7 protein-coding genes are annotated in these 15,453 nt (G+C 46.5%); 3 read left to right on the top strand and 4 right to left on the bottom strand.

The genetic code is table 11. The annotated features are described in order from the left end of the window. Positions 1-202 precede the first annotated feature (202 nt). From NFI80_RS22060 to NFI80_RS22050, 3 genes are read left to right on the top strand one after another with little or no spacing between them, the layout of a single operon-like run. On the top strand, positions 203-2,944 hold the full coding sequence (locus NFI80_RS22060; protein WP_235166360.1) for a TIM-barrel domain-containing protein: 2,742 nt from the start codon (positions 203-205) through the stop codon (positions 2,942-2,944). 2 nt (positions 2,945-2,946) lie between these two features. Next, a complete protein-coding gene (locus tag NFI80_RS22055; protein WP_235166359.1) occupies positions 2,947-4,158 on the top strand; it encodes a DUF4249 domain-containing protein in 1,212 nt (403 codons plus the stop codon). Positions 4,159-4,169: 11 nt separating this feature from the next. Continuing rightward, complete coding sequence (locus NFI80_RS22050) at positions 4,170-6,560, top strand: TonB-dependent receptor (RefSeq protein ID WP_235166358.1); 2,391 nt, start codon at positions 4,170-4,172, stop codon at positions 6,558-6,560. A gap of 30 nt (positions 6,561-6,590) precedes the next feature. Here the strand turns inward: NFI80_RS22050 and NFI80_RS22045 are convergent, their stop codons facing one another. The 4 genes from NFI80_RS22045 to NFI80_RS22030 form a co-directional block, all read right to left on the bottom strand. Next, the gene (locus tag NFI80_RS22045; protein ID WP_235166357.1) at positions 6,591-9,926 is read right to left on the bottom strand and encodes a VCBS repeat-containing protein; all 3,336 of its coding nucleotides are present in this window, start codon (positions 9,924-9,926) and stop codon (positions 6,591-6,593) included. 3 nt (positions 9,927-9,929) lie between these two features. Beyond that, positions 9,930-13,286: a VCBS repeat-containing protein gene (locus NFI80_RS22040; RefSeq protein WP_235160461.1), complete on the bottom strand. Its 3,357-nt coding sequence runs from the start codon at positions 13,284-13,286 to the stop codon at positions 9,930-9,932. Continuing rightward, positions 13,287-13,865, bottom strand: a complete 579-nt coding sequence (locus tag NFI80_RS22035; protein ID WP_235160462.1) for a hypothetical protein — start codon at positions 13,863-13,865, stop codon at positions 13,287-13,289. Positions 13,866-13,952: 87 nt separating this feature from the next. Beyond that, a complete protein-coding gene (locus tag NFI80_RS22030) occupies positions 13,953-15,443 on the bottom strand; it encodes a RagB/SusD family nutrient uptake outer membrane protein (protein ID WP_235160463.1) in 1,491 nt (496 codons plus the stop codon). Positions 15,444-15,453 lie beyond the last annotated feature (10 nt).

Below are 15,453 nucleotides of genomic sequence, written 5' to 3'. Positions count from 1 at the left end.
ACCTAACAATTCATCCTGTTACCCCACCGGCGCCGTTATCGTTTTCAAGCAAGGAGCTGCTGTGATCGAGAGAACTACGACATTCAATTATCAGCATTGTCAATGATGATCAACATCCCAAATAATTAAACAATAGCCAGGAATATTTGTTTTATTTGACTTAATTTTAGGAGAGAGCGCTGGGTGCGGCGGATTTAAGTCTATGACATACAAATACTTCCTTGTTTTGCTTTTTGTAGTTGCGGGTAAGCTGTCTTTCGGCCAGGGAGCAGGCAATTTTATAAGCTACGAGAAGGGCAAAGGCAGTATCAGAGTCCAGGGCAGCAAAGGTGTGTTGCTTATTCAGAGTTTCTCCCCGGAAATATTTAAGGTGCAAATGCTTCCGGCTAAAAATGCGCCCGGTCTGGACAGTTCCTACTCCGTAATTCTGCCGCCTTCAACAGCTGCGCTGAACATCGTTGAAACCAAAGACAACATTGAGATCCGGACTGAAAAGTGCACGCTGGCAATCGGCAAGTTCCCGCTTAATGTTGCATTGAAGTCTGGTAATGCAGTTAAAATCAAGGAAACGCGGGGTTTTGTGCAGGCAAAGGATTCGGTCAGCTATCTTTTCAACATTAATCCAAAAGACGTTTTTCATGGCGCGGGCGGTCGCCCTTTCGGCCCGGATCTTGCGAGGAAAGGTTTCGACTTTTATAACTCCTGGGAACACGAATATTTTGACCAGTCAACAGGTTTGTCACAAAGCCTGAATGTGCCTTTCATTGTTTCGTCCCACAAATATGGCCTTTTCTTCGATAGCGACAGACCTGGTTCCATGCGCATGTATGTGGGCGCTGTGGATTCGACATTGATGCGCGTAGAGTCGGCGAGCACGGGGAAGTGGGCTTATTATCTGATCCATGGCAATGATAATGATGAGATTCTGGCTAATTATACGCTTCTGACGGGCCGCCAGCCGCTGCCTCCGCGCTGGGCGTTTGGTTACATTCAGTCAAAATCGGGTTATGCCAATGAGAGTGATGCTACGGTGGCCATTACGAAATTGCAAGATCAGGGATTTCCCGTGGATGCCTTGGCGTTGGACTCACATTGGTATGGCGGACAGAATGTGCGGGGGAATATGGATTGGGATACGAAAAACTGGCCTAATGCAGTGGGAATGGTGAAAAGCTTACTGGATAAAGGTGTCAAAACCATTTTAATTGCAGATCCCTACATTAGCAACAAGTCCATTAGTTACAAACCAGCGGAAGCGCAATCTCTTTTTACAAAAACTCCTAACAGCGGCCAAACCTACGCAATGAACGTAGGCACTGCAACGACCGGACTGCTTGACATTTTCAAAACTGCTGCCCAAACCTGGCTTTGGGAAAAACACAAAAAACTGGCCGCTCAGGGCGTTGCGGGCTGGTGGAGCGAGAAAACAGAGCCGGACCCGCACCCGATGAATGCCGTGCACGAGCTGGGCAATGCCTTTCAGATACATAATCTGTATTCTCTTTTTTGGTCCAAAACCTTTTACAATAACTTCACAAAAGACTTTCCTGAAAAGCGGATTTTTCACATGACACGTTCTGGCTGGGCGGGTTCGCAGCGCTATGGGGCTTTGCCCTGGAGTGGCGATGTGAGTCGCTATTGGGCTGGTTTGAAGCTCCAAATCCCGATGCTGGTTCAGGCTGGCATGTCGGGAATGGGTTATATGCATTCGGATGTGGGTGGGGCTTTTACTATGTCGGATAAGGCAGAAAAGGATGAAGAACTGGATCTGCGCTGGTTTCAGTTTGGGACATTCACGCCGATTTTGAAAGTGGCCGGTCAGCGCGAGAATATAGAACCGTTTAACCTCAGCGAACCGTTTTACAGCACGGTCAAAAAATATGCAACCGTGCGTTACCAGCTTCTGCCCTACATTTATTCACTGGCCTGGAAAAACAGCACATCGGGAAGGCCAATCTGCCTGCCTATGGACTATTTTAATAATATCAGGGCGCTTGGTAACCTCGGCGATCAGTATTTCTTTGGAGAAAATCTGCTGATTGCGCCCGTTCTGCTGCACGGAATGCCGTCTCGAAAAATCGTTTTGCCGCCTGGGAAATGGTTTAATTTCTGGAATAACGAAGTGCATAATGGCAACACGAATATTTTCCCAAAACTGACCGTGGATCACATTCCGGTCTATGCCAGAGGCGGCAGCTTTATTCCTATGTCCACTTCCACGACCAAAAAATCCACCGACCAATACACTTCCGACAGCCTGACGGTGCGGTTTTACCAGGACATTTCAGTTCCGACATCTACATTCACCATGTTCCACGATGACGGCATTGACCCGAATTCTTTGACAAAATCAAAATATGAACTCGTCGAATTTGGAGGGAAGGTTTCCAAAAATCTGGTAAATGTGACGGTTCAGCGGATAAAAAACTTTGATAAATCCCTTGCCAAGAGACATTTAATATTTGAAATAAAAAACTTTACGTCCAATCCAACTGCCGTAACGCTGAATGGTCAACCGATCCCGGTCGTTTATACAAGCTCCGAATTCAAGAACAACACGGCTTATTACGACTTGCTGGGCAAGCAGCTGCAAGTGCAGTTTGACTGGGATTGCAATACAACAGCCAACATTGCAGTCACGCGTGTGGGCCTCGACGTGATTACCGGCTCCGAGCCGAAAGCGGATGATCTTGTGCTGAATGTTTTTCCAAATCCGGCCCGGTCCCCTGTTTCGGTAAAAGTGAATGTTCCTGAAACCGGCTACTATGAACTGGAAGTGTACAATGTTGCCGGGGTTTCAATTTATAAAAGTGCATTAGGGCAGCACAGCAAGGGTAAAATGCTGGATTTGAGCCTGGACCTGCGCGTTTCGGGCGGTGCGTATGTGGTGAGGCTTCGGAATGGGCAGGGGCAGTTTTTTACAAAGAAAATAGTTATTCAATAGCCATGAATTACAGGCTTTCGTTTTTGCTAACCTTGCTGATCACCGGCATTACGGCCTGTGTGGAGCCATATGGCGTCACTTTTGAGACGGCGAAGGAATATATTGTGGTGGACGGTGTGCTGACGGATCTGGATGTCCCGCAGTTTATTTCCTTATCCAAAACCAATCCGGAAGCAACCAACGAAAGTTCTGAATTCACGCAGACGGTCTGGACCAAAGGCCTGTCCACATTGCCTCTGGAAAAAGCAAAGGCGAAGGTGATCGTAAACGGGACACAAGTGCTTAACCTTACCGAAACGGAGCCGGGCATTTATCAGTTGCCTGCCAACTTCAAAGGTAAAGTAGGCGATGCCTATGAGCTGGAATTTTTAACAGAAAAAGGAAAATTTTATAAATCTTCCTCTGAAATCATGCCGCCGGTTTCAGCCGTAAACCGGGCGTATGACGTTTTTAACCCCAAAGGAATCCCAAAACTTTCGGAATATTACGGTGAATTCACGCCCAGCAACGACATTTATCTTGATTTCGATGATCCTGCGGGCGAGAAGAATTTTTACCGCTGGCAATGGACGCTCTGGGAATTGCAAAAAACCTGCACAACCTGCAATCAGGGAAAATACTATCTTTTTGATGCGGAAAACGGTGTGGATGGCGACTGTTTCAAAGACCTGACATTAAAATACAACGACATTTACGATTACACCTGCGAGGACCTTTGCTGGGATATTTTTTACAGCAAAGACATCACCATTTTCTCAGACATTTACACCAATGGGCAAGGACAAAAAGACAAGCTCGTGGCGCAGATTCCGCTTTTACAATCCAATCCGTGCCTGGTAAGCCTGCAACAGAATTCGCTCACGCCTAATGCTTATCGCTTCCTGAAACTCATTCAGGATCAGGCAAATAATTCAGGAACACTGGCAGACACGCCGCCCGCGCCCATTCAAGGCAATGTTACCAATCAGAAAGACAAAAATGAGCTGATCATCGGGTTCTTTACTGCTTCCTCCGTTTCGGAATACCGGACAATGCTCTGGCGGAAAAATATCAAGAATGCGGCGGTGTTGAACCAGCTTTTCAAAACCATTCACAACCGCGACCCGATCCTGGAAGAGCGCTCCGCCGGGCGGCCATACATTCCGCTGGCGATTTGTAAAAAAAGCAGGTCGCGCACGCCGTTTTTACCCAAAGACTGGAAATGGACGCAATAAATGAATTGTGAATGAAGGGATTATACATTTTTCTTTTCTTACTGGTCAATGTTATCACCGCTTCGGCACAGGGGCTCACCGTCACGGGCTCGGTGCGAGATTCGGCTACGCGCGCGCCTTTGCCGGGAGCCAGCATCGTGATCGATTACCGAAAAAGCTGGTCGGCGGCGGAAATGGATGCGAAAGGCAATTTTACCATTAACCTTCCTAATGGCGATCATGTGCTCGTGATCCGGCACGTGGGTTACGAAGCATTCAAAGTTTTTATCAAAAGCGGCACGCAGAAAGCGCATTTTGATGTGCTAATGAACACAACATCGAGCCAGCTGGAAGAAGTTATCATTACAAGCAAAGGTTTTGACCAAACCATCCGGCAGCCCATTCTCGGCGCCTTGCAGATCAACATCAAGACGCTCGAAAAGCTGCCTTCCGCCTTTGGTGAGCTGGATATTTTGCGCAGCCTGCAAATGTTACCAGGCGTTTCCAGCGTCGGTGAAGCCTCCAACGGTGTCAATATAAGAGGCGGGACGACGGACCAAACGCTCATTTTGCTGGACGATACACCGATCTTTAATCCCACGCACATGTTCGGGCTGTTTTCGGTTATTCCGCCAAATACAGTTAATAGTCTTGATTTGTACAAAGGCAATGTGCCTGCGCGCTTCGGCGGCCGGGTGGCATCCGTCCTTGATATTTCAACCAAAAATCCTAATCTGGAAAAACTCAGACTCGAAGGCGGTATCAGTCTCATTTCAAACCGATTAATGGTCGATGTGCCGATTATCAAGGGGAAACTGGGTGTGTATGTAGCTGGGCGTGGGGCTTTTAATGATTTTATTTTGCCCAAACTCGACAAGCAGCTGAATAACATCAGCGCCAAGTTTGGCGAGCTTTCTGCTAAGTCGTTTTGGAAGATCAATCAAAAGAATACGCTCACATTCATGGGCTATTACAGCAATGATTATTTCAAAACAGACCTGCTGACTAACCTGCCCAATGTGGTCGGGACGGACACTTATTACAAGCACATTACGACCAACGGCATGCTGCGCTGGCTGCACGTGATCAGTCCGGAGGTTACATTGCAAACGACTGCCATTTATGCCAAGTACACGCCTGACATTGGCACAGCGGAAAAGGAAACGGGCAATGTCGTGAAGCTGGAATCGGCCGTGGAGCAACGTCAGGTGAAGTCGAACATTAACTATCAATTGGCCAACCACAAGTTTGAAACGGGATTTATCGGCACGCAATATGTAATTGCACCCGGCACCTTGCAGCCGGGACTGAGCAAGAGCGTCAACTACATTGCAACGCCCACTGAGCATGCCAATGAAGTGGCCTGGTATGCTGATGATGAGATCAATTTCTCCAAAAAACTGGCCGTTTCGCTCGGATTGCGTTATTCGTTCTTTATGGCGACGGGCAAGGCTATTGTCAGAAATTATTTGCCCGGCCAGCCGAGGGATGATTTTTCGGTTCTGGATTCAACCGTTTATAACAAAGGTAAAGTTTCGAAATCCTACGGGGGGCCGGAGCCGCGTGTGGGTGTGCGCTATGCGCTGAATGACCGGACTTCGCTCAAATTCGGCTACAACCTGATGCGGCAATACATTCAGGTGGTTTCCAACACGGCCACGCCTATCCCCACTTCCCGCTGGAAAACGAGCGATACGCACATTAAGCCGCAGATCAGCCATTTGTTTACGGCTGGATTCTACCAATCGTTTGATGAGGACATTTATGAGATCACGCTGGAAGGTTACTACCGCAATGCCAGAAACATCATTGACTACAAGCCAGGCGCGGATTTCCTGTTACAGCAATATCCCGAAACGCAGATGATCCAGGGCAGAAACAGGTCCTATGGCCTGGAAATGATGCTTTCTAAAAAGAAAGGGAAACTTAAAGGCTGGGCCAATTACACTTATGCAAGATCACTGAACATTGCAGACCGGGACGCCGCATTGATCGAACAAGTAAACCGTGGCGACTGGTATCCAGCCAATTACGATAAACCGCACACATTCAACGCTTCCCTGGACATTACGGTTGACACGCACAATTCCTTCGGATTCACCTTCGCGTACAGCACCGGAAGGCCTTATTCTGAGCCGATTGGCTTTATCAATTACCAAAACAATGTTTACCCATTCTACGACAAGCGTAACAACAAGCGCATTCCCGACTATCACCGCCTCGACTTTGCATGGAACATTTACAATCCGATGATGAAAAACCGCCGCTGGCAAGGCCATTGGACATTCTCGATCTACAATCTGTATGCCCGCAAAAACGCTTATTCCGTTTTTTTTAAGACCGAAAACGCCGTTACCAAAAGCTATAAGCTGAATATTTTCGCAACGCCGATCGCAACGGTTGCTTACAATTTCACATTTTGAAGAACACCACGAATTTGTAATGCTGCGTGACTATTTCTTACGCCGGATCACCACGAGCTTGTCGTCATTCCGCGCAGCCACGATGGCATTGCCGCTTTTCAACTTGATGTTTTTCAAATGCTTCACCTGCCCTTTGACCTGCAAACCTTTCAATGATTCGGGCGTGAAGTTGCAGTTGCCGCGGTTGATGAGCACCGTGCCAAAATCGCTGTCGTAGCGGCCCATTTGAATGTTGCAGTTATAGAAATTACCCATAATCAGCACATCGGGCAGTTTGTCGCCGTTGGCATCAATGATTTGCGCGTCGTAAAATGGCGTCCATTGCGCTTTGTATCCCAATGGTTTTACTTCAAAATTGCCTTTGCCATCATTGACCAAAACGGCATTTTCAAAATAATCTGCGGATAAAACCTGCGCTTCTTTCAGCTTGTCTTCGCCTACTATATCGCCAATGTTGGCTCTGGCAAAATCGGTTGCGAAAATGTACTTTTTACGGATCACGGGCATTTGTTTTTCCATTTCCAGCTTGGTCGGAAAAAGTGCTTCTTTGCCATTCAGGTTATAAGTTAGCAGCGGTTCCTTACGGCCATTTCCGTCATAATCATTGATATACATTTTCACCGGCTGCGCAGCATTGGCTTTCAACCGGCTGTTCAAACCCAGGTTTCCAGCCAGGATATCCAGGTCACCGTCGCCATCAAAATCATAAGGCATGACGAAATTCCACCAGCCTTTTTTGTCCGTCAGCATTTTTTTGGAAAAGCTTTTGCCGTTGTTCTGCATCATCACAATCCCGTCCCATTCCAACGCGAGCACCAGATCCTGATCCCCGTCTTTGTCCAGATCAGCCAGTTTGGCATTTTTTACATAACCAATGTTCGAAAGTTCCTTCCCATACTGACTCGTAACATCCGTAAATTTCCCCGAACCATCATTTTTGAGCAGATAAGACTTCGGAATCTCACCATAATTGAGCGGCACAGCACGACCGCCAATGAACAGATCCACGACCCCATCACCCGTAAAATCAAACGGAATGACGCACGAAGCGGTCACGTAAATATTGGCAAATGCATCCGCCCTAGCACTCAGATTTCCCTTGCCATCATTCAGATAAATCCGCGGCATCTGGAATTCGGAGTTGTTCACATACTCATTCCCGCCCGTCGCCACCACGAGGTCCACATGTCCATCCCGGTTCACATCCACCCACTCCGCACTGACTTCCTCATAAGTGCTGTCTTTCAGCAAAGCCTGCTGTAATGATTCCTTGAAAACACCTGCATTCGTTTGCAAAAACAGATGATTCCGATGCTTTTTGGAAGACCCAACGAAAATGTCATCCAGGCCATCGTGGTTAATGTCTGCAATCGCCAAAGCTGGTCCGTCGGCAGTTACTTCAAAGGGAATGAGTGAGTTACGATCAAACTCAACGAAATTATTTTCCTCATGCTTCACGTCCACACCCAGCTGCGCTGCAATGTCTTCGAATGTATAATCCTTGGTTTCTCTGCTGGTTTTGAATGTTTGATAATCGAAAACAGGCAGGTCATTTTTGTAGGTTAATGTCAGCGAATCCTTCAAATCAGCCGATTTAAGCACTTGAAAACGGTTATCCGGCCAGATTACAAACACGGAATCCACATCGGTCTTTTTGCCCAAACCAAGATGCAAAGGCACTTCCATACTCGACTGAAAACCCCGAACCGGGAATTTCTCAAAACTCAGCACTTTGTCCTTTTTAAAAACCAGACATTTGGTGCCGATGGCATTGCGGTTGCCCTGTTTCCCTTTGAGATAAAGCTTTGTAAAATCACCTTTACCAGCCTTTTTATCATTCAAATTTTCGTAAACAAATGCCTTTTCGTTAATGTTATTGGTCGCAATGTCCAGGTCGCCATCATTGTCCAGATCGGCATATACCGAACCATTGGAATACGAAACCTGATCATTCCGGATCAAGCCGTCCATATCCGTGAACGCCAGATCGCCCTTATTGGCAAAAAACTTGTTATTCAGCTTAATTTCAGGCAGTTTGTCTGCTAAGCCCGGATCATTTTCGTCGAAGTTTTTATTCCGGATCTTCTCCTGAACCACGTCATCCGAAACAAATTTGATGTAATCCGTATCATTCATCCGCTTCGGAATACCATTGGAAATGAAGAGGTCTTTTAAGCCGTCATTATTGAAATCGGAGAAAAGAGCTGCCCAGGACCAGTCCGTAGAATGCACGCCGGAATACATGCCGATCTCGCTAAATGTGCCGTTTCCGTTATTGTATTGCAGATTATTTCGTGCAAACTGGTAATTATAACCCTGCCGGATCTTGTATTTGAAAATGCTGTACATGTCCTCCCCTTCCGATTTTTTGAGGATCTCATAGTTGGACGGAAGCATATCCAGCGAGACGATTTCAGGAAAAATGTCATTGTTCAGATCCCCAATGTCCACGCCCATTGAAAACTGGCTCGTATGCATCAGCGACGAATCCGTCATATCCCGGAACGCGCCATTTTTCTGATTGATATACAAATAATCATTTTCATGAAAATCGTTACCAATGTACATGTCGGGATAACCGTCAAAATTAATGTCGCCAACGCCCAGTCCAAGGCCATAACCCAGCGCAGAACTGTGAATACCGGTTGTTTTGGAGACTTCCACATATTTTCCGTTGTCATTTCTGAACAACTTGTCGCCAGCCAGCGGATGATATACATTCTCAAAAAGCGCCCTGCGGCCAAATGTGCCATTCTGGTGAACCGAGTGATTGAGCTGGAACATGTCCAGATCGCCGTCCAGATCATAATCAAAGAACATCGCCTGCGTTCCAAAAACGACCAGATCGAGCCCATATTCCTTTGATTTTTCAACATAAACCGGCACGCCATCCTTGATTTCCTGGCATACAAAAAGCAGGTTATGCCCCTTCATCGACTCAAAATCCCCAACCTGACTAATGTAAATGTCCAGCATGCCATCCTGGTTAATGTCCACGATCGAGACACCATTAGACCAGCCCTTATCACCCTTGAAATTCGCCTTCTCCGTCACATCCTCGAACTTCATGCCCGACTTGTTCAGGTAAATGCGGTTGGGCTCCTGGTTGGCCGTAAAGCAGAGGTCGATCAGTCCGTCGTTGTTCAGATCCCCGGCTCCAACCCCGCCTCCATTGTAAAAATACATGTAGTAAAATATGTTGAAATCCTTGGTCGGTTTCAGCGTGTTGGAGAAGTCGATCCCGGTTTTTTCCGCGGTTAGCAGGTCAAAATCATACTCGGCAATGTCCTTTTCCCTGGCGCAGGAAAAACCGGCCAGGATGACAGCAATGAGCAGAATTTTGGTAAATATTTTTTGAAAAAGCATGAACTACAAATTGGCCTGTTGCGGCTTGTTAATCTTGAAAAGGACGGGCTTGGCATTGCTCACCAGATTGATCAGGTAAGGCGCGCCCTGAATGTTGATCGGACTGATCTGTTTCACTTCACCGTCGATGGCATAGCCGCTTTGCGTGCTGAGCAGCACATCAAACTGCATATTTCCCTTGTTAATGAGCACATTACCGCGGCATGCGTCCAGCGCGCCGAGCTGTGGAATGAAATGCGTATAATTACCGCCAACGATCAGGTCAGGTTTGCCATCGCCGTTCACATCTTCGCTTTCAATGGCATTCAGACAGGAAATTTGTGCAATCGCAGGCAGTTCCTGCAATGCAAACCGGCCTTTGCCATCATTCACAGCAACCGCAGATTTAAGATAATTCACTGATTTCTCGATCGCAGATTTCAACAAATCCTTCGGAAACAGATCCTGCACGGACTTATTAGCATATTCAGAATGTTTAAGACTCTCCTTTTTCAGGAAGGGAAATTGCGTGGTGATCTCACGTTTGAGCAGCACCGGCATATCCTTGCCTTCGACGGTTTTGGTCATTACTTTTTCAATGGTCCCGTTCTTATTGAAATCATTAATCCAGATTTTCAGCGGCGTGTCAGCCGAAGCTTTCAAAGAAAAATTCTCGCCTATATTGCCAAAAATAATGTCCTGATCGCCATCACCGTCCATATCCGCCACTTTCAGGCAACCCCAGAACCCAGTGTAAGCTTCAAGGCCAGACGCTATTTTTTCAAATTTGCCGCCATTATATTTAAAGATCGCGGGCGCCATCCAGTCGCCTGCAATGATCAACTCTTTGATTTTATCACCATCCACATCCGCCCAGGAAGCGTCCCGCACCATGCCCAGCTTGGTGAGCTCTGGCAAAATCGTTTTGCCAATTTCCTTAAAAACGCCCTTTCCATCATTCTGGTAAAGATAACTCCTCGGACTCGATCCGTATTCGCGCGGCACGCTGCGGCTTCCCACGAACAAATCAATGTCGCCATCATTGTCATAATCATGTGCCGCAATGACCGCCGTGTTCATAGAATTGGGCGGCAAAGCCCGCGTATTGATCGCAAAATTGCCTTTTCCGTCATTCAGATAAAGTCTTGTGGGTAAATCGGGGCTGGTTACTAATGTTTCATTCCCGCCGCTTCCTACCACCAGATCCAGGTCGCCGTCGCCATCCGCGTCAAAGAATGTGGCCGCCGTATCTTCAAATCCGGCCAGATCCATGAACACTTTTTGGCTTGATTTTATAAATGACGATCCTTTTTGCAGATACAATTGTCCACCCTGCCCTTTCGCGCCACACACATACACATCCGCCTGCCCATCGCCGTTCACATCCCCGATGGCCGCCTTTGGACCTTCCTGTGAGAGGAGCATTGGAATGTTACGCTCGTGGTAAAAATCTTCGTATTTATCCTCCTGGTGCGCATCAAAGCCGTTGCCTGCGACCTCGGTCAGCATCATTGTTTTCTGCTTAACCGCATTATTGAAGTCTGCTCCTGTGCTGGTAATCTTAAAATTCAATGTTGTATCCGCATTGATTTTCGAATGCATTGTAACCTTCCGATTTGGCCAGATGATGCGAATGGAATCAATCACACTGGTTTTTCCCAAGCCAATCGTTATCGGATATTCCGTACTGGATTGAAAGCCGCGTGCGGGGTTAACCTGCTTGCTAAAAATCTGGCTGCCTGCAAAAACTTCAATTTTAGAGCCAATCGCATATGTGTTCTTGCCTTCTCCGGCGAGTTTGAGCTTGATATAATGGTTCTTTTCTGCCTTCGCTTCGGACTTGTTTTTGTAAACAAAACACTTCTGATTCACATTGTTAACCACCAGATCCAGATCGCCATCGTTGTCCAGATCCGCGTAAGCTGCGCCGTTGGAAAACGACTTTTCGCCTAACCCAAATTCATCTGCACGCTCCTTGAACTGCAAGTTGCCCTCATTATGAAAAAAGTTATTTGGGACCGGATTGGAAGGCATTTTATCAATAATGTTCTGCATATTCTCCTTCTCGCCCGACATCACCATTTTCTGCGTCACTTCGTTAGCAAAAAAATCGATAAAGTCCTGATCCAGAATGTCATGGTAAATGCCGTTGCAAACGTAAATGTCCGTTTTGGCATCATTATCTGCGTCAAAAAGCAAAGCCCCCCAGCTCCAATCGCTCGCAGCCACACCCGAATAATTTGAAATCTCGCTGAATGTGCCATCCTGATTGTTCAATTGGAGGCTGTTCTGCATATATTGATTGTAAAAACCCTTTTCTTTTTTAAGATTGAAGAGATAATGGTTCTCAAATGAAGTGGTCGTTTTGTAGCGATATTCGTCACGCGGAAGCATGTCCGTAACGAAAAGCTCGGCATAACCATCGTTGTTAATGTCGCCCATATCCGCACCCATAGAAGCCAGACTCGTGTGTTTCACGCGTTTTTCGAGCTCCTCGGCGAATGTTCCGTCCTTTTGATTAATGTATAGATAATCCTTTTCGTAAAAGTCGTTGCAAACATAAATGTCCGGATACTGGTCGCCATTCATATCACCTACGGTAACGCCCAAACCGAAGCCGATCAGACTTCCGTAAATGCCGGCTTCTTTGCTCACATCTACAAACTTACCATTATCATTACGCAGCAATTTGTCGCCGCCGCCTTTGAGAAAATCCTTTACAGGCCAGTCTTTCGCACGCATGTTGCGGTCGTTGGCGTAGTTGAGTGTGTTTACTGGGATGAAACTGTTATTTAGAATATAGGCATCTAAGTCGCCATCGAGGTCATAATCAAAAAATGCGGCGTGTGTGGTGTAGCCGGTTTCGTTCAGGCCATATTTTGCGGCCGATTCGGTGAATGTCTGGTCGCCGTTATTAATGTAAAGCGAGTTGCCTTGCTTGTTGACGAATTTCTGGTAACCCGCATTGCAGACGTAAATATCCAGCAAATTATCACCATTAATGTCCACCATCACCACGCCCGTGCTCCATTTGTCAGGCTCCGCAACGCCGGCTTTGGCTGTAATGTCTTCGAATTTGAAATTGCCTTTGTTGAGATAAAGTTTGTTATCGCCCATGTTGGCGGTGAAGTAAATATCAGGCAGGCCATCATTGTTAATGTCCCCGATCGCCACGCCGCCGCCGTTGTAGAAGTTGCGGTAATTGAAAATGTTAACGTCTTCTTTGTCCTCAACTTTATTGACGAAATCAATCCCCGTTGCCGAAGCATCCATTTCCTCGAACAAGCCGTCCGGCTTGCTGGAATCTTTACAGGAAGAAATAATGAACAGGAAGGTCAAAATAGCTGCCGTGTGCACGGAGCCCATGTATTTTGTTATCATTTAATTCGAAATCGAGGAGCTGAAAACTTCTTTTTCAGTAATGTTGCCCAAACTTACTGCGGGCTTTTTATAAACGATGAAGCCCTCTGCGGGAATATATTTGTCGGGTTGCTGGAAGTCGCTATATTTTCCGACCTTACCTTTAATCCGAAAAACCATTTTGTCTTTTGTAAATGTGGTAGCTGTGATCTCGCCCTCAGCCATCATGTAACCCTCGCCGATCATCTGCGCTTTGTTAATGATCTTACCCATTTTAATGCTTGTTTCAACCGGGCCGTTGGCTGTGATTGCCTTGCTAATAGGCTGCGCCGCATACCATTTCTCCCCTCCCAGATTAATGATCGTTTTCCCCTCAAACTGATCCGTTAATGTCAGGTTCATCATATTATCCGAGATCAGCGCCTGTCCGGAGAAAATGCTTTCTTTTGGGTAAAACTCCTTCCCTCCGATCTTGACCACAATTTTGGCCTCATTATCTTTCAATGTCTGAAAAAGCGCGTCTGCGGCCTGTTCGGATGAATCTTTTGAATTACAATTAAAAACAAAGAGCGCTAAAAACAGAAGTAAGCAACGGGTCATTACACTGGGATTCAATTGGTACGCCAATAATAAAACAAAAATGCCCGAAATGATCGAGCATTTTTGTCAAAAGATATGATTTGAGTCTTAATATCCTGGATTCTGTTCAAGGTTTGCATTGGAAACCAAGGCAGCAGAAGGAATTGGATAAAGCACTGTATAAGCGTCTTTGACAGACGTTCCTGTTCCGGTTGTAAACTTACCGAAACGGATTTCAGTAGTTCTTTTACCACCTTCCCAGTACAACTCGCGACCGATTTCGTCGAAAAGATTAGCCTCCGTCAACGATGCCAATGCTGTTGCTCCACGAACTTTTCTAAGTGCGTTCACCTGTGTAAGGGCACCGGCTGCATTTCCACCTCTCAGCATTGCTTCTGCTTTCATCAGGTAAGCATCTGCGTAACGCATCAAAAGATATTTTCCAGAGTTTGCAGGGTGATATTTGATCACGCGGATACCTTTATCGGTAGCTGCACCAGCCAAAGGAACGTCTTTCGTGAATTGCAAAGGCTTCTGCGTACGTGTATCAATGATCGGCTTACCTTTTTCATCATACTGCTGACCGATCAGGAAACCGTAGCTGATACCTGAAAACTCAGTTCCATCTTTTTTCGCAGGCTTTCCGATACGCGTATCTTTTGCTTCGAAAGTGTCATAGAAATCAGCAAGTGTAGCGAAACCATTCCATCCCGATGGGTTCTGGCCATAGTGCAATGTCATCATCCAGCGGTTCTGAGCAGTTCCTTCCTGAACGTTGAAAATTGGCTCAGTTTTAGCAGTTGCGGAGAATGCAGCGAAGTAATCCGCTTCTAATGCGTATCCGTCCGCTGTAATGGCATCTACGTAAGCAATCACTTTGTCCATATCAGCCTTATCAAATGTGTAGGGCCCTTCTGGTGTAGTGCTTTTGTAAACTGCCTTGTTAAGATACATTTTAGCCAAAAGAAAGTTGGCAGCCGCTTTCGAAGCGGTTCCGTTATTTACAGATGGCCCTTTCTTAGGCAGGTTAGGAAGTGCTTCTTCCAGATCCTTAATGATGTAATCAAATGCTTCCGAGCGTGTTAACACTTTTGGAAGATCATTAACACCTTGTGTAACTTCCCTGACCGGAACTGAACCCCAGTAATCCATAACCCAGTGCATATTATATGCCCTCAGGAACTGCGCCTCTGCCTTCTGAACAGCGGTTGGATTGGATGCGATGATCTCAGTTGCTTTATAAGCTCTCTGGTTCAATGCGTTCCATGCGCTCAGAATATAGGAGTGAGAAGCATCCCAGGTATGTTGGTCAAGCGTACGCCACACCCCATTATCACCCCAGTCAACACCACGTGTTGGCGGGATCATTTCTGCTGTTGTATGCTGGCCAAGGGCGTAAACACCCGCCTGATCTGAGTAAGTAGAAAGATCTTTGTAAGCAGACGAAAGCGCTTCAACCACATTCACCGGTGCGAAATTACCTTCCACCACTTCGTTTACCACGGAGTCCTTTTCCTCGTTAACAAGGTCAGTACAAGCCGACAGCGTCGCCATGCAAACCCCGGTAACCATTATTTTATATATCTGACTGGTTTTCATTTTATAATTA

Origin of the sequence: Dyadobacter chenhuakuii (assembly GCF_023821985.2) — a bacterium.
In the GTDB taxonomy this organism is placed as follows: domain Bacteria; phylum Bacteroidota; class Bacteroidia; order Cytophagales; family Spirosomataceae; genus Dyadobacter; species Dyadobacter chenhuakuii.
The sequence above is the reverse complement of the archived record's forward strand: the minus strand, read 5'-3'. Positions and strand labels throughout refer to the sequence as shown.